Source organism: Vitreimonas sp. (assembly GCF_035627415.1).
Taxonomy (GTDB): Bacteria; Pseudomonadota; Alphaproteobacteria; order Caulobacterales; family Aquidulcibacteraceae; genus Vitreimonas.
In genome coordinates, this window is record NZ_DASPLU010000038.1 from 116,632 (window position 1) to 136,713 (window position 20,082).

General features: G+C 66.2%; 23 protein-coding genes. 18 read left to right on the forward strand and 5 right to left on the reverse strand.

Annotated features, from left to right (window positions below; all coding sequences use genetic code 11):
- Positions 1-34 precede the first annotated feature (34 nt).
- The 5 genes from lnt to mdh all read left to right on the forward strand — a co-directional run bounded on the left by lnt (position 35) and on the right by mdh (position 5,204).
- Positions 35-1,705: an apolipoprotein N-acyltransferase gene (lnt, locus tag VEA80_RS19285; protein WP_325062424.1), complete on the forward strand. Its 1,671-nt coding sequence runs from the start codon at positions 35-37 to the stop codon at positions 1,703-1,705.
- The gene (locus tag VEA80_RS19290; RefSeq protein WP_325062425.1) at positions 1,702-2,109 is read left to right on the forward strand and encodes a helix-turn-helix domain-containing protein; all 408 of its coding nucleotides are present in this window, start codon (positions 1,702-1,704) and stop codon (positions 2,107-2,109) included. The genes lnt and VEA80_RS19290 overlap by 4 nt, the downstream gene beginning before the upstream one ends.
- 91 nt (positions 2,110-2,200) lie before the next feature.
- Positions 2,201-3,421 carry a methionine adenosyltransferase gene (gene metK / locus VEA80_RS19295; RefSeq protein WP_325062426.1) on the forward strand — a complete coding sequence of 407 codons (1,221 nt, stop codon included), beginning with the start codon at positions 2,201-2,203 and terminating at the stop codon, positions 3,419-3,421.
- Between the two features lie 11 nt (positions 3,422-3,432).
- A complete protein-coding gene (locus tag VEA80_RS19300; protein ID WP_325062427.1) occupies positions 3,433-4,104 on the forward strand; it encodes a class I SAM-dependent methyltransferase in 672 nt (223 codons plus the stop codon).
- 137 nt (positions 4,105-4,241) lie between these two features.
- On the forward strand, positions 4,242-5,204 hold the full coding sequence (gene mdh / locus VEA80_RS19305) for a malate dehydrogenase (protein ID WP_325062428.1): 963 nt from the start codon (positions 4,242-4,244) through the stop codon (positions 5,202-5,204).
- Here mdh and VEA80_RS19310 read toward each other — a convergent pair.
- Positions 5,201-5,560 (reverse strand): type II toxin-antitoxin system PemK/MazF family toxin, encoded by a 360-nt coding sequence (locus VEA80_RS19310; protein WP_325062429.1) that lies wholly within the window; start codon positions 5,558-5,560, stop codon positions 5,201-5,203. The two genes, mdh and VEA80_RS19310, sit on opposite strands and share 4 nt — an antisense overlap.
- Positions 5,524-5,766 carry a hypothetical protein gene (locus tag VEA80_RS19315; protein ID WP_325062430.1) on the reverse strand — a complete coding sequence of 81 codons (243 nt, stop codon included), beginning with the start codon at positions 5,764-5,766 and terminating at the stop codon, positions 5,524-5,526. Before VEA80_RS19315 ends, VEA80_RS19310 begins: the two co-directional genes overlap by 37 nt.
- An 877-nt stretch (positions 5,767-6,643) precedes the next feature.
- Between VEA80_RS19315 and VEA80_RS19320 the strand changes: the two genes are divergently transcribed.
- From VEA80_RS19320 to VEA80_RS19335, 4 genes are all read left to right on the forward strand, one after another.
- Positions 6,644-7,204 (forward strand): GNAT family N-acetyltransferase, encoded by a 561-nt coding sequence (locus VEA80_RS19320; RefSeq protein ID WP_325062431.1) that lies wholly within the window; start codon positions 6,644-6,646, stop codon positions 7,202-7,204.
- 67 nt (positions 7,205-7,271) lie between these two features.
- The gene (locus VEA80_RS19325) at positions 7,272-8,711 is read left to right on the forward strand and encodes a M20/M25/M40 family metallo-hydrolase (RefSeq protein ID WP_325062432.1); all 1,440 of its coding nucleotides are present in this window, start codon (positions 7,272-7,274) and stop codon (positions 8,709-8,711) included.
- 51 nt (positions 8,712-8,762) lie between these two features.
- Positions 8,763-9,239 carry a DUF6265 family protein gene (locus tag VEA80_RS19330; protein WP_325062433.1) on the forward strand — a complete coding sequence of 159 codons (477 nt, stop codon included), beginning with the start codon at positions 8,763-8,765 and terminating at the stop codon, positions 9,237-9,239.
- Positions 9,236-9,793, forward strand: coding sequence for a GNAT family N-acetyltransferase (locus tag VEA80_RS19335; RefSeq protein ID WP_325062434.1), 558 nt, complete (start codon positions 9,236-9,238; stop codon positions 9,791-9,793). The genes VEA80_RS19330 and VEA80_RS19335 overlap by 4 nt, the downstream gene beginning before the upstream one ends.
- Here the strand turns inward: VEA80_RS19335 and VEA80_RS19340 are convergent.
- Positions 9,771-10,589, reverse strand: a complete 819-nt coding sequence (locus VEA80_RS19340) for a LytTR family DNA-binding domain-containing protein (protein WP_325062435.1) — start codon at positions 10,587-10,589, stop codon at positions 9,771-9,773. The two genes, VEA80_RS19335 and VEA80_RS19340, sit on opposite strands and share 23 nt — an antisense overlap.
- A 61-nt stretch (positions 10,590-10,650) precedes the next feature.
- Here VEA80_RS19340 and VEA80_RS19345 point away from each other — a divergent pair, with 61 nt between their 5' ends.
- From VEA80_RS19345 to VEA80_RS19370, 6 genes are all read left to right on the forward strand, one after another.
- On the forward strand, positions 10,651-11,178 hold the full coding sequence (locus VEA80_RS19345) for a DUF2306 domain-containing protein (protein WP_325062436.1): 528 nt from the start codon (positions 10,651-10,653) through the stop codon (positions 11,176-11,178).
- Between the two features lie 88 nt (positions 11,179-11,266).
- Positions 11,267-12,532, forward strand: coding sequence for an MFS transporter (locus VEA80_RS19350; protein WP_325062437.1), 1,266 nt, complete (start codon positions 11,267-11,269; stop codon positions 12,530-12,532).
- Between the two features lie 125 nt (positions 12,533-12,657).
- Positions 12,658-13,359 carry a glutathione S-transferase family protein gene (locus VEA80_RS19355; protein ID WP_325062438.1) on the forward strand — a complete coding sequence of 234 codons (702 nt, stop codon included), beginning with the start codon at positions 12,658-12,660 and terminating at the stop codon, positions 13,357-13,359.
- Positions 13,356-14,657, forward strand: coding sequence for a chromate efflux transporter (chrA, locus tag VEA80_RS19360; RefSeq protein WP_325062439.1), 1,302 nt, complete (start codon positions 13,356-13,358; stop codon positions 14,655-14,657). Before VEA80_RS19355 ends, chrA begins: the two co-directional genes overlap by 4 nt.
- A gap of 28 nt (positions 14,658-14,685) precedes the next feature.
- Positions 14,686-15,879, forward strand: a complete 1,194-nt coding sequence (gene sucC / locus VEA80_RS19365) for an ADP-forming succinate--CoA ligase subunit beta (RefSeq protein ID WP_325062440.1) — start codon at positions 14,686-14,688, stop codon at positions 15,877-15,879.
- Between the two features lie 65 nt (positions 15,880-15,944).
- Positions 15,945-16,229, forward strand: a complete 285-nt coding sequence (locus tag VEA80_RS19370; protein WP_325062441.1) for a hypothetical protein — start codon at positions 15,945-15,947, stop codon at positions 16,227-16,229.
- 102 nt (positions 16,230-16,331) lie between these two features.
- On the opposite strand, the gene VEA80_RS19375 is transcribed toward VEA80_RS19370, so the two are convergent.
- Positions 16,332-17,018 (reverse strand): BON domain-containing protein, encoded by a 687-nt coding sequence (locus VEA80_RS19375; protein ID WP_325062442.1) that lies wholly within the window; start codon positions 17,016-17,018, stop codon positions 16,332-16,334.
- A 178-nt stretch (positions 17,019-17,196) separates the two neighbouring features.
- Between VEA80_RS19375 and VEA80_RS19380 the strand changes: the two genes are divergently transcribed.
- Positions 17,197-17,574, forward strand: coding sequence for a VOC family protein (locus VEA80_RS19380; protein WP_325062443.1), 378 nt, complete (start codon positions 17,197-17,199; stop codon positions 17,572-17,574).
- Between the two features lie 6 nt (positions 17,575-17,580).
- Here VEA80_RS19380 and VEA80_RS19385 read toward each other — a convergent pair whose 3' ends face one another.
- Positions 17,581-18,285 (reverse strand): BON domain-containing protein, encoded by a 705-nt coding sequence (locus tag VEA80_RS19385; RefSeq protein WP_325062444.1) that lies wholly within the window; start codon positions 18,283-18,285, stop codon positions 17,581-17,583.
- A gap of 162 nt (positions 18,286-18,447) precedes the next feature.
- On the opposite strand from VEA80_RS19385, the gene sucD reads away from it, so the two are divergent.
- Positions 18,448-19,332 (forward strand): succinate--CoA ligase subunit alpha, encoded by an 885-nt coding sequence (gene sucD, locus VEA80_RS19390; protein ID WP_325062445.1) that lies wholly within the window; start codon positions 18,448-18,450, stop codon positions 19,330-19,332.
- Positions 19,325-19,978, forward strand: a complete 654-nt coding sequence (locus VEA80_RS19395; RefSeq protein WP_325062446.1) for a hypothetical protein — start codon at positions 19,325-19,327, stop codon at positions 19,976-19,978. Before sucD ends, VEA80_RS19395 begins: the two co-directional genes overlap by 8 nt.
- Positions 19,979-20,082 lie beyond the last annotated feature (104 nt).

Sequence of the window (20,082 nt, forward strand, 5' to 3'; positions counted from 1 at the left end):
ACGCACCTATCGCGCTAGCCCGAGGAGTAGGCCGTTGACCGCGTCACGGACGGACGCATCGCGCATTCATGCTTGGCTCGCAGCGCGCACGCCCTGGCAGCGCCGCGGCATCGCCGCCGCCGCCGGCGCGGCGGCGACGCTGGGACATGCGCCATTCTTTTTTGTGCTGCTGTTTGTCGCCGCCATCGTCGTGCTGATCTGGCTGCTCGACGGCGCGGCGGAAAAGCCGAACCGCATCGGCCGCGGCTTCGCCTTGGGCTGGTGGTTCGGCCTGGGTCACATGACGACGGGGCTTTATTGGATCACCTCGGCGTTCAATGTCGATTCAACCACCTGGGGCCCGATCTGGGGCATCCCGGCGACGCTCGCTTTGGCAATGGTGCTGGGCCTCTTTTACGGCGTCGGCTGTGCGCTTGCGATGTCGCTTTGGACGCGCGATCTGCGCCGGTTGCCGTGGTTCGCGGCATGCCTGTTCGCGTCCGAATGGCTGCGCGGCAATCTCGTGTTCGGCGGCTTTCCTTGGCTTTTGCCGGGCTACGTCTGGACGCCGGGCGAGCCGGTTTCGCAATTGGCCTCCATCGTCGGCATTTACGGGCTCTCGCTGCTGACCTTGCTGATGGCGGCGGCGGTGGCGGCGATCGCCGACGGCGGCGCGAGCGCCCAGCGCCGGTTCGCGCCGACCATTGTCGCCGCGCTGCTGGTCGGCATGGGCTGGGGCTGGGGCGCGCAGCGTTTGTCGCGCGCGCCGATCGAAGTGCCGGGCGCGCTGCCGGTCGTGCGCGTCGCCGATTCCGGCCTCACTCAAGCGGAGAAGTGGGAAGGCAGGCCAGATCAGGAATGGCGCGTGCTCGCGCGCTATGTCCGCGCCAGCGGCGATCCCAACGAGAGCGATGCGTCGATCGTCATCTGGCCTGAAGGCGCCATCCCAACGGTGAACTTCTTCCAGCTCGACAATGCAAATTACCTTGCCGCGGTCGGGCGCGCGATGGGCGACCGGGTCCTGATCACAGGCCTCACGCGCTGTGAGCCGCAGCCCGTGTGCGACGCGTTCTGGCAAGGCCGCGCCGACGTTTCGCAACTTCAGCTGTTCAATTCGGCGGCGATCATCGACGGCGTGAGCGGCCAAGCGCGGGTGAGCGAACAGGTTTACGACAAGCACAAGCTCGTGCCCGGCGGCGAGTACATCCCGTTCTGGTCCGTGGTCAGCGCATTGAACATCGCGCCGCTGCAGCGGATCGGCGCTGGCTTCGAGCGCGGCGAGGCGCCGACGCGCTTGATCGTGCCGGACGCGCCGCCGGCGGTGGTGCTGATTTGTTACGAAGCGATCTTCCCGCGCATGACGCCGCGAGGCGAGGGGCGCCCGGGCTGGATCGTCAGCGTCACCAACGACGCCTGGTTTGGGGACCTGCGCTGGTTCACCGGCCCCTGGCAGCACTATGCGATGGCCCGCTACCGCTCGATCGAGGAGGGGCTGCCGATGGCGCGCGCCGCCTCCGGCGGCGTGTCGGCGATCGTCGATTCCTTCGGCCGCGAGGTGCGCTCCACCCGGGACGGCGATCTCGCCATTGAGGCGCAGCTGCCACCCGCGCTGGTTGAAACTACACTCGCCCGCTGGGGAAATATTTTGCTCCCGCTCCTCGTTGTATTCATTGCCGGATTGCGTTTTTTGCCTGCCGGACTACTGGCGAGGGGCCGTAAATCATGAATGACGAGCGTTCGGCGAATGCAATCGATAAGAAAATCGGCCAACGCGTCAGAACTCGCCGCCTCGAAATCGGTATGAGCCAGGAGCGGCTCGCGGAATTACTTGGCGTAACCTTCCAGCAGGTCCAGAAATACGAAAAGGGCGTCAACCGGATCGCCGCGAGCCGCCTGCACGATATCGCCGGCGCGCTCGATATGCCGGTGGCCCGCTTCTTCGAGGGGCTGGGCGGCGCCGCAGGGGGCGCTGAAGGCCGCCAGGAACTGGTCGAGGACGTCCTGGCGACGCCGGAGGGGGCGCAGCTGATGCAGCTGTTCGCCTCGATCAAGAACCTCAAAATCCGCCGCCGCGTCATCGAGCTGGTCAAGGCGCTGGCGGAAGAGGCCGCCGAGGGCAAGCGCAGCTAGTCCGTTCGTTTGATGCGTTCGCCGGTTTGCGGAAAGGCGCGGTTCTCCCTATGAGGGCCGCTTCGTTTTCTTGAGGGGCCGGAGAATCCGCGTGGCCAGAGCAAATTACGTCTTCACCAGCGAAAGCGTGTCCGAGGGTCACCCCGACAAGGTGGCGGACCGCATCTCCGACACCGTCGTCGACGCCTTCATCGAGGCCGACCCCGAAGCGCGCGTCGCCTGCGAGACGATGGTGACGACCAACCGCATCATCCTCGCCGGCGAGGTTCGCGCCGGCAAGCCGGGCGGCGACAAGGCCGCCAACAAGGCGTTCACGAAAGACATCATCGCTTCGCTGCAGCCGAAGGTGCGCGCGGCGGTGAAGGACATCGGCTACGAGCAGAAGGGCTTCCACTGGGAGAAGGCGAAGTACGCCTGCTACCTGCACGGCCAGTCCGCGCACATCGCCCAAGGCGTCGATGCGACAGCCAAGAAGGACGAAGGCGCCGGCGACCAAGGCATCATGTTCGGCTACGCTTGCAGCGAAACGCCGGAAATGATGCCGGCGACGCTGCAATACTCGCACAACATCCTGAAGGCGCTCGCTGCGGCGCGCCACAGCGGCGAGCGTCCCGAACTCGAGCCGGACGCGAAGAGCCAAGTCACGCTGCGCTACGAGAACGGCAAGCCCGTCGAAGTGCTCGCCGTCGTCGTCAGCCACCAGCACAAGAAGAAGCTCGGCGACAAGAGCTACAGCCAGTCGCGCTTTTCCGACATCGTGAAGCCGATCGCCGCTTCGGTGTTCCCGGACGGTCTGCTCACCAAGAAGACCAAGTGGCACATCAATCCGACCGGCAAGTTCGAGATCGGCGGCCCCGATGGCGACAGCGGCCTCACCGGCCGCAAGATCATCGTCGACACCTATGGCGGCGCGAGCCCGCACGGCGGCGGCGCCTTCTCCGGCAAGGACCCGACCAAGGTCGATCGTTCAGCCGCTTACGCCTGCCGCTATCTGGCGAAGAACGTCGTCGCGGCTGGCCTCGCTGAGCGCTGCACCATCCAGATCAGCTACGCTATCGGCGTCGCCAAGCCGACCAGCTTCTATGTCGACCTCCACGGCGCCGACACCATCGATCCGGCGATCCTCGAAGCGAAGCTGCCCGAGCTGATGGACGGCTGCACGCCGCGCGCCATCCGCACCCACCTGAAGCTCAACCGCCCGATTTACGCCCGCACGGCCGCCTACGGCCATTTCGGCCGCCGCCCGGACAATGAAGGCGGCTTCACCTGGGAACGCGACGATCTGGTGGGCGAACTGAAGCGTCTCGCCTAGCTTAGGCGAGCATGTCCTCCTCCCTCGGCCTCTCGCCCGAAATCATCCGCTATCTCGCCGGCGCCAATCCGCCGGAACACCCGGCGCTGGCGCGCTGCCGGGAAGAGACGGCGCGCTTGCCTGAGGCGCGGATGCAGATCAGCCCGGAGCAGGGCGCGTTCATGGCCGCGATCGCGCACATGCTCTCAGCCAAGCGCGCGTTCGAAGTCGGCGTCTTCACCGGCTATTCGGCGCTCGCCACTGCGCTGGCGCTCAAGGCGGCGCATCCGATCGGCGCGCACCTGCTCGCGTGCGACATCTCGGCCGAGTGGTCGACGCTGGCGCGCGGCTATTGGCTCGAAGCCGGCGTGGACGACATTATCGACCTCGTGCTGGCGCCAGCCGCGGAGACGCTGGACCAGCGCGTCGCCGCCGGCGAGGAGGGGAGCTACGACCTAGGCTTCATCGACGCCGACAAGACCGGCTACGACGCCTATTACGAGCGGGGGCTCAAATTGCTGCGGCCGGGCGGGGTCATGCTGTTCGACAACATGCTGTGGTCCGGCCGCGTCGTCGATCCTGCTGACACCAGCGCCGACACCACGGCCATCCGGGCGCTGGCGCAGAAAGCGAAGGGCGATGACCGCGTGCGCTCGGTGCTGACCGCTGTCGGCGATGGCGTGCTGATTTGCGTGAAGCGCTAGCGCGAACCCCCTCCCCTTGAGGGGAGGGGGCAGGGGGCGGGGTGAAGCTCCGCAGAAGTCGCTTTTCGTCGCGTTGCGCCCCCGCGCGGGCGGGTCTAATCACGCGCCTTCAATTCCACAGCTTCGGAGCACTCCCCATGGCCCGCGCGAAGATCGCCCTTATCGGTTCCGGCATGATCGGCGGCACGCTCGCCCACATCGCCGCGCGCGAAGAGCTGGGCGACGTCATCCTGTTCGACGTCGTCGAAGGCGTCCCTCAGGGCAAGGGCCTCGACATCGCCGAAGCGTCCCCGGTGTTCGGCAAGGACGCGGCGCTCAAGGGCGCGAACGCTTACGCCGATATCGCCGGCGCCGACGTTTGCATCGTCACCGCCGGCGTGCCGCGCAAGCCCGGCATGAGCCGCGACGATCTGCTCGGCATCAATCTCAAAGTCATGAAGGCGGTGGGCGAGGGCATCGCTCAGCACGCACCCAATGCATTCGTCATCGTCGTCACCAATCCGCTCGACGCCATGGTGTGGGCGCTGCGCCAATTCTCGAAGCTGCCGCACAACAAGGTCGTCGGCATGGCCGGCGTGCTGGACTCGGCGCGCTTCCGCTATTTCCTAGCCGAAGAGTTCAACGTCAGCGTTGAAGACGTCACCGCCTTCGTGCTCGGCGGCCACGGCGACACCATGGTGCCGCTGGTGCGTTACTCCACGGTCGCCGGCATCCCGCTGCCCGACCTCGTGAAGATGGGCTGGACCAGCCAGGAAAAGCTCGATCAGATCGTCCAGCGTACCCGCGACGGCGGCGCCGAGATCGTGAACCTGTTGAAGACGGGATCAGCGTTCTACGCGCCCGCCGAGAGTGCGATGGTGATGGCGAAGAGCTATCTGCGCGACAAGCGCCGCCTGCTGCCCTGCGCCGCCAACCTCAAGGGCGAGTACGGCTTGAGCGACATCTATGTCGGCGTGCCGTGCATCATCGGCAAGAACGGCGTGGAGAAGGTGGTCGAAATCGAGCTCACCACCGAAGAGCGCGCCATGTTCGACAAGAGCGTCGGCGCCGTGAAAGGCCTGGTCGACGCCTGCAAGGGCATCGATCCCAGCGTGGGCTAAGGCGCAAACATCTCCGCCAAGCGTTCAAGCAGAGATTGCCTCTCGGCGGCTGAAAGCGCGCCCACGCGCTTGGTCAAGCGTTGTTTGCCGACAGCGCGCATCTGATCGAGCGCGATGTCGCCCGCGACCTTGTTGACGCGCACCGGCACGCGCGTGGGCCATTTGCGGCGCACGGAGGTCAGCGGTGCGGCGATCACGGTCTTCAGCACACGGTTTGCGTCGTCTGGCGAAATGACGACGGCGGGGCGCGCCTTGCCGATTTTGACGCCGAGCACGGGCTCGAGCTCGACGATCCAGACCTCGAACCTGCTGGGCTCAGTCAGTCCTCGTCCGCCGCCAGCGGCGCGTCCAGCCATTCGTGCTCCTCCTCGCTGAGCTCGCCGGGCGGATCGGCGGCGAAAGCCTCCGCCCAGCCCGCGCGCGGCGCTCGGATCGGCGTCAGCACGACGCGCCCGTCCTCGACCGTCAACTCGGCCGCGTCGGTGAATTGGCACTCCTCGATCACGGCCTTCGGAAGCCGGAGCCCGCGCGAATTGCCAATTGGCACAATGGCTACTTTCATGGTGATGTGCTTACAATGTAATTACATCGCATTCAAGCCCGCAGTGTTAGTGAACGTCGAGAGGCCGTGAAGGAATGCGCCGAGGCGCGCGAATACGAGGATAGCGGCGCCCTCTATCCATGCCCTTTTGCGGGTAACGCGCTGAAAACAAACGCGCGAAAGAAAATCAATCCGACCGGGCGGACTCTCGGCGTATAATGCCCTTGCTCTCACACGAGAGGATTTCGAAGAGCTCCGAAGCTTTGAAATGTGAGCGCATCGACCGGCGCGGCAGGCGTCGCTTCGATGGAAGAGCGGAGATGGAAATGCACCAACAGCGTCACGCTGAGCTTGTCGAAGCGCGACGCGGCGCAAGGCCTCTCCAGCCAAGCCATCGTTGAGGAAGTCCGCGGACGTGGGATGTCGAGAGGGCCCTTGAGAGAGGGTACGACGCTTTCCAGGTTCGTAGGGCGAAGCGAACGAGGTCTGCATTGCCTGCGGGGCGTGAAACCGCAGGGTCCGGGATTCATCGGAGAATCCCGACGCGCTGAACCGGCTCGTGGCCATAAGGAGCCAAGGCCCCTGCGTGCTCTGTGCGCTGGTGAGCCACAAACTCCTGGTCGCCAATCCGGGACAAACGGCCGATACGGGGCGCGTTCGACGCGCGGCGCTGCGTAGCGATACGCAACGCACCTTAGAGACTACCTCAGCGCGTCCGACGCGCCCCGCCTCTCTTTCGGGAATCGGGTTTCGGGTATCGGTTATCGGCAACGGCGTTTGCGTTGACGCAGCGCCGCCAAACATGCACGCCCGCGCCCCGATAACCGATAACCGATAACCGATAACCGAGCGCCAATCCCGAATTCCCATCCGCATCGCAACGCACTAACCTCGCACCATGACTATCGGCCCGACCCTCACCACAGCGCGTCTCATCCTGCGTCCGCCACAGCACGAGGACTTCGACGGCTTCGCGTCGATGGCGCAAGAAGAAGACACCATGCGCTTCATCGGCGGCGTCGCGCCGCGCGATGCGGCTTGGCGCGGGATGGCGTCGCTGGCGGGTTCTTGGGCGCTGCTGGGCTACGGCATGTTCTCGGTTCTGCGGCGCGACACCGGCGAGTGGATCGGCCGCATGGGTCCGTGGCGGCCGGGCGGCAAGGAAGGCGCATGGCCGGGCGATGAGGTCGGCTGGGGCCTGAAGCGCTCGGCGATGGGGCAGGGTTTCGCCGCTGAAGGCGCGACCGCGGCGATCGACTGGGCCTTCGATCATCTGGGTTGGAAGCACGTCATCCACTGCATCGACAAGCAGAATGCGCCTTCGATCGCGCTGGCCGAACGCCTCGGCTCCAAGCGCGAGCGCGAGGACGTCGAACTCGCGCCGCCGTTCGAAATGCACAAGGTCGATATCTACGGCCAGTCGAAGGCGGACTGGAAAGCGCGCCGGCGTTCGGCCTGATCGTCGCTAAGCACTTGCATCGCGGGCGCGCGCCGCCACTTTGTCCGCAAACGTCGGGGGACATCTCATGCGGTATTTCGCACTTGGACTAGCTGCGCTTGCGTTCGCCTCAGGCGCGAGCGCGCAGCAAACGCAACAACCGTCTGCGACCTCAGTCGCCGTCAATCCGCAGGCGCCGCCGGCCGCGGCGCCGATCAGCCCCGAGCAGGAGCGCACGGTCGATCGCCTGCGCGCCGCCGCGCTCGAAAGCAACCTCGCCTGGGAGATCGTCGAAGACCTCGTCACCGAGATCGGGCCGCGCCTGGCCGGCTCCGAAGCCGAGGCGCGCGCGCGCGACTGGGCAGTGAACATGCTGCGCGAGCAGCGCTTCAGCAATGTCCGCATCGAGCCCTTCACGATCCCGTACTGGGATGCGACGCGCGAGGAAGCCTCGATCGTCGGGCCTGCGCCGCAGCCCATGGTGATTGCTGCGCTCGGCGGCTCGCCGTCGACGCCCCAGGGCGGGCTGGAAGCCGAAGTCGTGCGCTTTGCCGACATGGCCGCGCTCGAAGCGGCGCCGGAAGACGCTGTACGCGGCCGCATCGTCTTCATCGACGAGCGCATGCAGCGCACGCAGGATGGCTCGGGCTATGGCGCAGCTGTCGCCAAGCGCGGCCGCTGCGCGCCGGTGGCGCAAGCGAAGGGCGCCGTCGCCTGCCTGATCCGCTCGGTCGGCACCGACCCGCACCGCTTCGCTCACCAAGGCGGCTCTTCGCGGCAGTCGCAAGGCGCATCGCTGCCGGCGGCCGCGATCTCGCCCGCCGACGCCGACCTGCTCGCGCGCCGCATCTCGCGCGGGGCGACGCGCGTCCGTCTCGATATTCAGGCCGACATCCGCGAGAACGCGCCATCGGGAAATGTCATCGCCGAGATCCGCGGCCGTGAGCGTCCGGACGAGATCGTGCTGCTCGCGGCGCACCTCGATTCCTGGGACATGGGGCAGGGCGCTGTCGATGACGGCGCCGGCGTCGCCATCGTCACCGCCGCGGCGAAACTGATCCGCGATCTGCCGCGCCGCCCTCGTCGCACCATCCGCATCCTGCTCGCGGGCGCGGAAGAGAACGGCGTCCACGGCGGCGCCGCTTATGCCGAAGCGCACGCGAACGAGACGCATATCGTCGGCGCGGAAAGCGATTTCGGCGCTGGTCCGATCTGGCGCTTCCGCACCCGCTTCGCCGATCACGCGCTGCCGTACGGCCGCGCGATCCAGCGCCAGCTCGCGCCGCTCGGCATCATTCCCGGCGACAACGCCGCCGGCGGCGGCGCCGACATCGGGGCGATGCGTCAGGCCGGCATGCCGGTGGTCGATCTTTCCCAGAACGGCCTCGACTATTTCGATTATCACCACACGCCGAACGACACGCTCGACAAGATCGATCCCGAAGCGCTCCGCCAGAACGTCGCCGCCTACGCCGTGTTCGCCTATCTGGTCGCCGACAGCGATGGGGTGTTCACGGCCGAACCCTGATGTCGAAATGCGGCGCGATCGCGCGTCATGGCGGCGAAGGAGGGATTGGCCATGTTGAAGCTGATCAAGACCATCGTCGCCGCCGCCGCTTTTTCCGCCGTCGCAGCCGCAGCGCAGGCGCAAGACGCCACGATCGAGGACGCCGCGTGGCTCGCTGGCCGCTGGGTCGGGGAGGGGCTGGGCGGCCAGCTTGAGGAGACCTGGGCGCCGCCGGCCGGCGGGCAGATGGTCGGCCACTTTCGGCTGATCCGTGATGGCGCGCCGGCTTTTTACGAGATCATGCTGATGGAGGTGACCGACCGCGGCGTGCGCATGCGGGTCAAGCACTTCAATCCCGATTTCGTCGGTTGGGAAGAAAGAGACGGCTGGCACGCCTTCGAGCCGGTGGCGGCGAACGAGGATGCGCTGGAGTTCGAGGGCCTCTCTATCCGGCGCGTCGGTGAGAACGATGTCGAGATCAGCCTGCAGATCCGCTATCCTGACGGCGTGCGCGAAGAGCGCATCACCATGCGGCGCGCGCCACTGTGACATTGTTCGATCCCAACGCCGTGCCGCGCATCGAGACAGAGCGTCTCGTCCTGCGCGGTTGGCGCGAAGGCGATCTCGACGGCTTCGCGGCGATGATGGCCGACGCCGAGGTGGCGCGCTTCCTCACCAGCGATCAAAGGCCGAAAGCGCGCGCCGAGGCGTGGCGCGATCTCGCCCTGTTCGTCGGCCACTGGGCGCTGCGCCGCTATGGGCTGTTCGCAGTGGAAGAGAAGGTGAGCGGCGCCTTCGTCGGCCGCGTCGGCGCTTGGCAGCCGGAATGTTGGGTGGGTTTCGAACTCGGCTGGGGACTGGCGCGTCCATACTGGAGCCGGGGCTACGCGTTCGAAGCGGCGCGGGCGGCAGGCGATTGGGTGTTCGCGCAGTTTCCGCTCGACCGCATCGTCAGCCTGATCCACGCCGAGAATTCGAACTCGCAGAAACTGGCGCAGCGTCTGGGCATGCGCGTCGGCGCGAGCACGATTCACGCCGGCATGCCGCACGAGGTATGGGAAATCACACGCGCCGACTGGTTCAGAACCAACCCGCGTCTCTGAGCGGCTTCACGTTCGGCCGGCTCACCGGCGCTTCGACGCCGCCCTTGAGCACGAGCACCGCACGGTCGCCCTCGCGCCCCGCGCTCTCCACAGCGTCGCGGGCGACCCACCAGGATCGATGCGTCTGCGCCCCTTCGAGGCCCTCCAGCTCCGCGATCGCATCCGCCAGCCGCATCAGGATCAGGTCCGTTCCTTTCGACGTATGCAGGCGCAAATAATGATCCTCGGCCGAGACCGCATAGATGGCGGCGCCTTTGAGTTTCGGTGGCAGCCGCTCCATGAGCCGCACCGGCTGTGCGGTCGCGCCCGGCGCCGGCGCGTGCGTCACGCGGCCAGGCCAGTTGAGGGCGGTCATCAGCGCCGTCATTGCCGCGGTGATCACCAGCACGGGGATGAACAACATCGGCAGGCCGGTGATCGGCATCCAATCGCCGACCACCAGGCCTGTGTAGCCCCACACCACGAACGTCGCCGGAACGGCGATCGCGAAGGTGAGGATAGTTCCAAACAGCCAGGGATTTAGCCGGGCGTGCGGAATCTTGGCCACGTAGAGCGCGAGCGCGTGACCGAGCACGCCGCCCGCCATGGTCAGCGGGACCCAGTAGAGCAGGCGATGCCACAGCGGCAGGCGCGAGGTGTCCATCGCGCCGACGAGCGCCATGAATGCGCCGGCCGCGGCGGCGATGGCGAGATTGCGCAGCCATTGGCGCAGACTCGGCGGCGGATCGTCCGCAAATGGCGAAGCGCCAACCGCCGCAGGGGGCGATTCACGTGCTGGATCAGTCGTCTGACGCATCTGCGGCTGCACGCCGGACCTCCGTTCGCCACCCTCCTAGCAGAGATCGAACGGAGACCACATGCCTGCTGCTCGCGCCAAGCCCGCCCGGACTCAATTGATCGCCAGCGCCGTCGTCGCCGCCATTCTCGCAGCTGCTCTGTGGCCGTTCCTGCCGCGGATCGCGGCTGGCGTCAGCGGCATCAACCTGCGCGCGCCGAATCTGGCGCTCTGGGGAGACCTGCCCTGGATGGTGCAGCTTCACGTCTACGCTGCGGTCACCGCGCTGGTCATCGGCACGGTTATCCTGCTCCGGCCGAAGGGCAGGGGCCTGCACAAGGCGCTGGGCTGGAGCTGGGTCCTCGCCATGGGCGTCACCGCCGTGTCGAGCCTGTTCATCACCGGCCTCAATGGCGGCTATTGGTCGTTCATCCACCTGTTGAGCGGCTGGACCATCATCGCCCTTCCGATGGCGATCTACGCTATCCGCAGCCGCAAGGTCGACATCCACCGCCGCGCCATGACCAGCATGTTCGTCGGCGGTCTGCTCGTCGCGGGCGCGCTCAGCTTCATCCCGGGCCGCGTCATGTTCCAGATGTTCTTCGGCTAACCGCCAGTTTGTTGAGGAGAACGCGACAAAGCGCCCGCTTTGGCGAGTTCTCAGCCGCGGCGTTTATGCCTATGTAGCGGGCGCCGCCATGACCAGCCTGCTGCGCAACGTCGCTGCGCTCATCATCGCTGTCACGATCCTGCAGCTTGCGAGCGGCCTGCTCGGCGTGCGCATTCCGCTCGCCTTCACGGAAGAGGGCCATTCGCGCACCGCGCTCGGCCTGATCGCCGCCTCGTACTCGGCCGGCTTCATGATGGGGGCGATGATCGCCACGCAGCTCTTGGCGCGCGTCGGCCATATCCGCGTTTACGCCGCGTGCGCCGCGATCTTCTCGGTGACGACGCTCGCGCTGCACTTCAGCGATCAGATCTGGGCTTGGGGCTTGTCGCGCATGATCGCCGGGATGGCGGTGGCGCTCATGTTCGCGGCGATCGAAAGCTGGCTCAATTTTTCGATCAGCACGCGCGTGCGCGGCGAGGTGATGAGCGTCTACATGGTGCTCACCAAAGGCGCGCTCGCGTTCGGGCCGTTCTTCGCCTTCGGCTACGCGCCCGCCGAGGCGGAGCCGTGGATGATCGCCGCCGCCATAGCCGCTTTGTCGATGGTGCCGATCTGCTTCACCGCGGCCGAGCAGCCGGCCCCGCCGAAGGCGCAGCCCTTGGCGCTGGTCGAACAATTCGCCATCGCGCCCGCCGCGGTGATCGGCAGTTTCGGGGCAGGGCTCGTCAATGGCGGCGTGCTCGCGCTCGCGCCGCTCTACGCCGCCGAGCACTACGGCTCCAATGCCGCCGCCGAGTTCTACGCCGCCGCCTTCATCGGCTCGCTGTTGCTGCAATGGCCGGCGGGGCGGTTGTCTGATCGCGTCGATCGGCGCCTCGTCATCGCCGGCCTTGCCGCCCTGGCGGCGATCGCCGCTTTCGCGTTGGCGATCTGGAGCGGGCGGCTGCAGAGTTGGTCGGCGGTGCTGCTGTTCTTCGCCTGGGGCGCGGGCGCCTTGAGCTTTTATGGTATCGCCGTTTCGCACATGGCCGACCGCGCCGAACCCGGCAAGCTCGCGCAATCGGCGGCTGGCCTTTTGTTCGTGTGGGCAGGCGGTTCGGTGATCGGCCCGCTCATTCTCGGCCCTCTGGTCGACCGGTTCGACGTCGCCGGCATGTTCTGGTTTGCGGGCGCCGCCGCCGTGGCGGTGGCGGCGGCGATGTTCTGGCGCCGCACGACGCGCGAGGCGGCGCCGATGCGCGAAGAGTTCGCGCCCCAACTCGGCACCAGCGTCGCCGCAGGCGAGATCGTCTATGGCGATGAATCTCCCGGCGAAGATTCGAGCCGCATTGACGAAGCGCAGAGCCGCGCGTAACTTTTGAGCGTCGGGCTTCGGCAGACGCCCGGCTTTCCAAGACGATTTCCGTCCAAGCGCTGCCCTGTCCTCGATCCGAGGGCGGGCGCATGCGTCCGTTCCTCGCCGCGAGAAGGGGAACGACGATGTCCGCAGTTCGTCTCTATGGCTTTCCGCTCAGCACCTACGTCAACGTCGCACGCTTGGTGCTGACGCACAAAGGCGTTCCATACGACTTTCACGATCTAGAGCCGGACATGGGCGGTCCGCGCCATTTAGCGCTGCATCCCTTCAACCGCGTGCCGATTCTCGAACACGGCGATTTCCTGCTCTACGAGACGGCGGCGATCATCGCGTATGTGGACGATGCATTCCCTGGGCCAAAGCTGACGCCTTCGGATTTGAAACTGCGCGCCCGGATGAACCAGTGGATCAGCAATCTCAGCGCCTACTATTATCCGTACATTGCGTTTCATCTCGGGCACGAGCGGATCGTCTATCCTGCCCTGGGCGTCGCGCCGGACGAAAAGGTGGTCGCCGCCGCGCTGCCGCGCATCCGCACGGCGCTTGACGTCATGGAGCGCGAGCTTCAGCACGGCCGGGAGTTTCTGATTACGAGCGAGCCCACCTTGGCCGACTATGCGCTGCTGCCGTGCATGACGACGCTGAGCATGACGCCCGAGGGTGCTGACATGCTGATGTCCCGAAACCTGATTATGCGCTGGCGCAGCCGCATGGAGGCGCTGCCGGCCGCCATTCATGTCCGAGCGGAAGTGGCGCCGCATGTCGCCATGCCGGTCGAGCACGCGCGCACCTGGGTCAACTCGCATCGGCCGTACTATCGATGACCAGCGCTTCTGCGCCAAGTTTTGGCGTTCTCATTCGAGAGTCGCTCAAGATCGGCTGTCTCGGCTTCGGTGGACCGGCGGGGCAGATCGCGCTGATGCATCGCATCTATGTCGATGAGCGCAAATGGGTCGGCGAAGATCGCTTTCAGCACATGCTGGCGTTCTGCATGCTGCTGCCCGGGCCGGAAGCGCAGCAGCTGGCGACCTATGTCGGCTGGAAGCTGCGCGGCTGGGCCGGGGCGTTAATCGCCGGCTGGCTGTTTGTGCTGCCTGGCGCCGCTGTCGTTCTTGCGCTGTCGTGGCTCTACGTCAACTACGGCGATATTCCGCTCGTCGCCGCCGCGTTCGACGGCATTAAATGCGCAGTTGTTGCGCTGGTGGCCGAAGCTTTGGTGAAGGTCGGCAAGCGAGCGCTGAAGACAACCGCCGCGGTGTGGATTGCGTTCGTCGCCTTCGTTGCGCTGATGCTCGGCGCGCCGTTTCCGCTGGTGATTGCGGCGGCGGGGATGATTGGCGTCCTTAATCCTCGCCCGCGAGCGAGCGGAGGGGAGGGAGACACGCACAGCAATCCCCTCGATCAGTCCGCTATGCGACCCGACAGCTCCTCCGCACGCGGGCGAGCATGGGTACACGCGCTGCTGTGGTTCGTGTTATGGCTCACGCCGCCGTTTCTCATCGCGCTGACGCTCGGCACTGAGCACGTGCTTTTCCAGGTCGCGCTCGTGTTCTCGATCCTCGCTTGCGTCACCTTTGGCGGGGCGTACGCGCTGCTCGCCTATCTCACCGCCGAAGCGGCAGCGCGGGGTTGGCTGACGCCAGAGCAGATGATCGATGGCCTCGGCCTCGCCGAAACGACGCCAGGTCCGCTCATTCTGGTCAACGAGTTCGTCGGCTTCCTGGCGGGCTGGACCAGTGGCGGGCTCGCGCTCGCTCTCTCTGGCGCGGCTATCGCGCTCTGGTGCACGTTTGCGCCGAGCTTCGTCTGGATCTTCGCAGGCGCGCCATACGCGGAGCGGCTGGAGCGCAATCCGCGCGCCGCCGGCGCGCTCGCCGCCATTACCGCCGCTGTGCTTGGCGTCATCGCCAAGCTCGCGCTGTTCTTCGCCGCACACGCGCTGTTCGCGCGGCAGTTGACGCTTGGGCCGGCCGAAATCCCGGACCTCGCTTCCGCACAGCTCTGGATGGTGGCTCTCGCCCTGGCGGCGGGCATGGCGCTGATCCGCTTCAAGGCGAATTTGCTCCTGGTGCTCGCCATTTGCGCAGGGGCGGGGTTGGCGGCGGGGCTTGCGGGCTTATAAGACGGCCCGAATCCTCCAAGGGGCCCCGATGAACATCCACGAATACCAAGGCAAAGCCGTCCTCAAGAGCTTCGGCGTTCCGACGCCGCGGGGCTATCCGGCGTTCACGGCCGAGGAAGCGGTGGATGCGGCGGCCAAGCTCGGCGGCCAGGTTTGGGCGGTGAAGAGCCAGATTCACGCCGGCGGCCGCGGCAAGGGCAAGTTCAAGGAAGCCGCCGCGGGCGAGAAGGGCGGCGTACGCATTGCCTTCAAGCCGGAAGACGTAGGCCTCTACGCTTCGCAGATGCTGAACAACACTCTGGTCACGCTGCAGACCGGGCCGGACGGCCGCGTCGTCAAGCGTCTCTACATCGAAGAAGGCATGAAGATCGCCAAGGAGTTTTACCTCTCCGCTCTGGTCGATCGCGAAACCGGCCGCGTCGCCTTCGTCGCGAGCGAAGCCGGCGGCATGAACATCGAAGAAGTCGCGCACGACACGCCGGAGAAGATCACGACCGTTGCGATCGACCCGGCCACTGGCCCGACCGCCGCCGACGCTGCCAACATCGCGCAAGCGCTCGGCCTTTCCGGCGATCTCGCCAATCAGTGCAGCGAGCTGGTGACCAAGCTCTACGGCGCGTTCGTGAAAAGCGACATGTCGATGCTCGAGATCAATCCGCTGATCGTGACGGAAGATAACAAGCTCGTCTGCGCCGACGCAAAAGTGAGCTTCGATTCCAACGCCGGCTTCCGCCACCCGGAATGGGCCGAGCTGCGCGACCTCGGGGAGGAAGATGAAAAGGAGATCGAGGCCTCGAAATTCGATCTCGCCTATATCGCGCTCGATGGCGACATCGGCTGCATGGTCAACGGCGCGGGCCTGGCCATGGCGACGATGGACATCATCAAGCTGTTCGGCGCCGAGCCGGCCAACTTCCTCGATGTCGGCGGCGGCGCCAGCAAAGAAAAGGTGACGGCCGCGTTCAAAATCATCACCGCCGACCCGAAGGTGAAGGGAATCCTGGTCAACATCTTCGGCGGCATCATGAAGTGCGACGTCATCGCCGAAGGCGTGATCGCCGCGGTGAAGGAAGTCGGCCTGCAAGTGCCGCTGGTGGTGCGCCTGGAAGGCACCAATGTCGAACTCGGCAAGCAAATCATCCGCGACAGCGGGCTGAACGTGATCCCGGCGGACGACCTGGAAGACGCGGCGCGGAAGATCGTGAAGGCCGTGAAGGGGTAAGGCGCCTCGGCTCGGCAACGCGAGGCGTTCTTGTTTTGTGCGTCCTCAAGTGCTAATTTATACGCATGGCCGAGCCAGAGCCCTTCGACGCCGAGAAGGTGGCGAATCTCACGTTGCTGCAACTGCGGCGCGTGGATGAGCGGCTGACGACGTTGATGGAGATCGTCGTCCGGCAGGACGAACGCCTGGCGCGTGTCGAGCGCGACATGGGCGAGATAAGGCGCGACATCGGCGAAATCCGTTCCGAGATGGTGTTGATGGAAAACCGCATGCTGAACCAGTCGCAGCGCGTCCTCAACGAAGTCATCCGCATGCAGGATCACGGCGTCGAAAACCATCCCGCGCGATGACGGAGATCTATTTCCCCGGCGTTGTCGAGGTCTGGTCTCGCGCAGGAGTCGCGGTCGGTCGCGTCGAGAGGAACGAGGCGCAACGCTAAGCGCTTAAGTCGCTCACCAAGCGCGCTGACGCATCTCGCGCCGCTGCCGTCCCTCCAAATCGTATCCGTGAATCGCGCCCGCATCCTGTTCGAACAGGTTGCCGAAGCTGCGGCGGCCGTATTCGCCGCGGCGGCGCTCGTCTTCGCGCGTGCGCAGACGGTTGCGCACGAAGCGCACGCCACGGACGCTGTGAGCGCAGCGTTCGGCGTGGCGGCGTTCGTCCGGGTCGTCGACGACGCCCTCCAGCGTTGCTTCGCCATCGCGCACGCGGACATGGACGTCTGAGGCATCGAGATCGTCGTCCTCGCGCATGCGGCGGCAGATCTTGCCGCGCAGGCGCTCGTCGTCTTCGATCACGGGGGAGGGGCCGCGCCTGCGCATGCTGCGGCGGATCTCACCCAGGCGCCGCTGGTTCCGGTCGCTGCGCCGTTCGGCGTAATCGTCGTCGAAGAACTCGCCGACCTCGCGGCCCATCTCCTGCCGCCAGCCTTCGCCGCGGCGCATGTAATCGGGCGAGCTGTAGCGCGAACTGTCGTACGAGGCGCCGTAGTCGTAGGTCGGCCCGCGAGTGTAGTCGTACGGACTGCTCTCGTCGCCGCCATAATCGGCGTAGTTCTCGCGCTGCGCATTGCGATAATCGAAGCCAGGGCTGCCGCGCCAATCGCGATCATAACTGTGCGCGCTCCAACGTTGAGCCATCGGTCGCCTCCTGATTTTGCTCGGTCTCGGCCAACCCGCCGAGCGCCATGATCGTTCCGACCCAGGGGCCCAGCAACGCACTCAAGGGCCTGGAGACGACGCGCCTCGTCGAAATGATCTTGTTTTGTTCTCCTTCCTGTGGGAGGACCTCTCCGCACCATTTTCGGAGGCTCACGAGATGATCGGCTACGTCACGCTAGGCACGAACGACCTGCAACGTGGGGCGGCGTTCTATGACGCCATCGCCAAGGAACTCGGCACCGGCCGCATGATGGAATGGCCCGGCGCGATCGCCTGGGGCACGCCCGGCGGCAGCGCCGGCATCGGCCTCACCAAACCGTTCGACGGCAACGCCGCAAGCGTCGGCAATGGCGTCATGGTCGCGCTGGAAGCCAAGAGCAAAGAGCAAGTCCATCGCCTGCACGAGATCGCGCTCGCCCATGGCGGCACGTGCGAGGGCCCGCCAGGGCCGCGCGGCGAGACCTTCTACGCCGCGTATTTCCGCGATCCGGACGGCAACAAGCTCAACGCCTTCATCATGGACGCCGGCGGCTGAGCCGCCTCAGCTCCAACGCCGTGTCGAGCCTTCATAGCCCATGCCGACGGTCGCGCGCCGCACCCGGTCGCGGCCGCGGCGGCTGACGACGTCGAGCCGGTCGCGCACATAGACAATGCCGGGAATGTCGTGGGCGATGTCGTAGGCGCGCTGGGCGTCGCGTTTGCTGCGCACCGTGCCGTCGAGGATCGCTTCGTTGTCGATCACGCGCACGAGGATTTCCGACGCGTCGAGCTCCGGATCGTCGGCGAAGCGGTCGCTGAGCTGTTCGCGCAGCTCTTCGTCCTCGTCGTGGCGCGTGCGTGGCCCGACGCCGCGAAAATCGCGCCGCGCATCGTCCTCATAGCGGCGGGCGTGGCGCCGATCGTCGTCGTGATAGCGGCGGTCGTGCTCGAGGCGCCGCTCGGCGCGGTCGCTGCCGAAGAACGCCTTGACCTGATCGGCGAGGCGCGAGCGGCCGTCATGATAATCGCTGTCGACGTCGTGGCCGCCATGGCGCACGTCATCGTGATCGCGCGCATAGCCGCGCCGATCATCGCGCTGGCGATCAGCGTCGTACCGGATGCGCTCGTCGCGCCGCGGCAGATCATTCTCGCTCCACCAATAGGGGCGGTCGTCGCGATGCCGCGCCGAATAGTCCCGGCGCCCGCTCTTGGCGTAATCGCGCCGCGCCGTGTCGTCGGGCTGCCACCAATTGTGTCGCTCTTGCATGTGAACCTCCGGGGAATGCTGTCGGCATAACCGGCACACGCGGCGGTGCGTTCCGTCCCGGAGGAGCGGTGCGGCTGCGGCTCGCCGGGGCGCGGATTTGCAAGTGCGAACGGGTGGGGTTAGGACGCTCGCCGCACCATTTTCCGCGCCTCGGGGGCCAGATTGTCCATTCTCGTCAACGCCAACACCCGCGTCATCTGCCAGGGCTTCACCGGCAAGAACGGGACCTTCCACTCCGAGCAGGCGATCGCGTACGGCACCAAGATGACGGCCGGGGTGTCGCCGGGGAAGGGCGGCCAGACGCATCTCGGGCTGCCGGTATTCGAGACCGTGGCGGAAGCCAAGGAGCGCGCCGGCGCCGACGCCACCGTGATTTACGTCCCGCCGCCGCATGCGGCCGCAGCGATCGAAGAAGCGATCGACGCCGAGATCCCGCTCATCATCTGCATCACCGAAGGCATCCCGGTGCTCGACATGGTGCGGGTGAAGGCGAGGCTCGAAAACTCGAAGTCGCGCCTGATCGGGCCGAATTGCCCCGGCGTGTTGACGCCGAACGAATGCAAGATCGGCATCATGCCGGGCCAGATCTTCTCCAAGGGCAAAATCGGCGTGCTCTCGCGCTCCGGCACGCTGACTTACGAAGCCGTGTTCCAGACCACCAACGAAGGCCTCGGCCAAACCACCGCCGTCGGCATCGGCGGCGATCCGGTGAAGGGCACCGAATTCATCGACATGCTGGAGCTATTCCTGGCCGACGATGAGACCAAGGCCATCATCATGATCGGCGAAATTGGCGGCACGGCGGAAGAAGACGCCGCCCAGTTCCTGGCTGATGAAAAGAAAAAAGGCCGCTGGAAGCCGACCGTCGGCTTCATCGCCGGCCGCACTGCGCCGCCGGGCCGCCGCATGGGCCACGCCGGCGCCATCATCGCAGGCGGCAAGGGCGACGCGGAATCCAAGATCGCCGCGATGGAAGCCGCCGGGATCACGGTAGCGCCGCACCCGGCCGCGCTCGGCCGGACGATGGCGGAACTGCTCCGTGGCTAGGTGCCTCCGCGACGCCGTCTTTTCTTTCATTTCTGTTGCGCTTTGCGCGTCGCCCGCGTTCGCCGCGACCGATCCAGTGACGCTAGCCAACGAGGTGTGCGTCGCTCCCGACGGCGATCTCGCAACTGTCATCGCCGCTGCTCAACAAAGGGGCTGGCGCGGCATGACGGCGAGCGAACTCGCGCAGTGGGCCGACCCCTCTTTTGACGGCACACACACTATGGCCGGGTGGATGGTCGAAGCGGGTTCGACGCCGGTTGCTGTGATCTTCGGCGAGTATCTGCATGTCTCGGACACTATGCGGATCTACGCAGAGAGTGGGGCTGAGGTGACGCCGCTGGCCACCAATATCGAAGGAGTCGGAATCCTCCTGCCTCACGTGCAGAACACAGTTTGTGCAGTGCGCTTTGGTGTTCCAAATACCGAGGCCGACATAGCGACGCTCCGCGGCCTCAATGTCGATGCTGCTCCGCTGGGCGATCCGTTCATCGACACTACGGACGAGCTGTCTGACGAGGAAGCTCGCTTTTGGGGCCGGGGCTTTCGCACCGTCGTTTGGTCGCGCCAGCAAGACCCCGCCACGATAACATACATTGGCTCCGCCCGGGGCGGGGCCATTCGCGTCTATGCGGGCCGCCGTCCCTGAATCGGGGGCCCAGCGCAAATCCTAAGTATTGCAGCCCTGCGTCAGAGCATCCCTTCATTCCTTTACCGACGCGCTTTAGAAGGGGCGCCGCCGCGGGCGCGGCT

Coding starts and splice junctions, on each gene's coding strand:
- VEA80_RS19290 (WP_325062425.1), top strand. CDS start 1,702: ATGAATGACGAGCGTTCGGCGAATGCAATCGATAAGAAAATCGGCCAA.
- VEA80_RS19300 (WP_325062427.1), top strand. CDS start 3,433: ATGTCCTCCTCCCTCGGCCTCTCGCCCGAAATCATCCGCTATCTCGCC.
- mdh (WP_325062428.1), top strand. CDS start 4,242: ATGGCCCGCGCGAAGATCGCCCTTATCGGTTCCGGCATGATCGGCGGC.
- VEA80_RS19310 (WP_325062429.1), bottom strand. CDS start 5,560: ATGGCTGGACGCGCCGCTGGCGGCGGACGAGGACTGACTGAGCCCAGC.
- VEA80_RS19315 (WP_325062430.1), bottom strand. CDS start 5,766: ATGAAAGTAGCCATTGTGCCAATTGGCAATTCGCGCGGGCTCCGGCTT.
- VEA80_RS19320 (WP_325062431.1), top strand. CDS start 6,644: ATGACTATCGGCCCGACCCTCACCACAGCGCGTCTCATCCTGCGTCCG.
- VEA80_RS19325 (WP_325062432.1), top strand. CDS start 7,272: ATGCGGTATTTCGCACTTGGACTAGCTGCGCTTGCGTTCGCCTCAGGC.
- VEA80_RS19330 (WP_325062433.1), top strand. CDS start 8,763: ATGTTGAAGCTGATCAAGACCATCGTCGCCGCCGCCGCTTTTTCCGCC.
- VEA80_RS19340 (WP_325062435.1), bottom strand. CDS start 10,589: ATGCGTCAGACGACTGATCCAGCACGTGAATCGCCCCCTGCGGCGGTT.
- VEA80_RS19345 (WP_325062436.1), top strand. CDS start 10,651: ATGCCTGCTGCTCGCGCCAAGCCCGCCCGGACTCAATTGATCGCCAGC.
- VEA80_RS19350 (WP_325062437.1), top strand. CDS start 11,267: ATGACCAGCCTGCTGCGCAACGTCGCTGCGCTCATCATCGCTGTCACG.
- VEA80_RS19355 (WP_325062438.1), top strand. CDS start 12,658: ATGTCCGCAGTTCGTCTCTATGGCTTTCCGCTCAGCACCTACGTCAAC.
- chrA (WP_325062439.1), top strand. CDS start 13,356: ATGACCAGCGCTTCTGCGCCAAGTTTTGGCGTTCTCATTCGAGAGTCG.
- sucC (WP_325062440.1), top strand. CDS start 14,686: ATGAACATCCACGAATACCAAGGCAAAGCCGTCCTCAAGAGCTTCGGC.
- VEA80_RS19370 (WP_325062441.1), top strand. CDS start 15,945: ATGGCCGAGCCAGAGCCCTTCGACGCCGAGAAGGTGGCGAATCTCACG.
- VEA80_RS19375 (WP_325062442.1), bottom strand. CDS start 17,018: ATGGCTCAACGTTGGAGCGCGCACAGTTATGATCGCGATTGGCGCGGC.
- VEA80_RS19380 (WP_325062443.1), top strand. CDS start 17,197: ATGATCGGCTACGTCACGCTAGGCACGAACGACCTGCAACGTGGGGCG.
- VEA80_RS19385 (WP_325062444.1), bottom strand. CDS start 18,285: ATGCAAGAGCGACACAATTGGTGGCAGCCCGACGACACGGCGCGGCGC.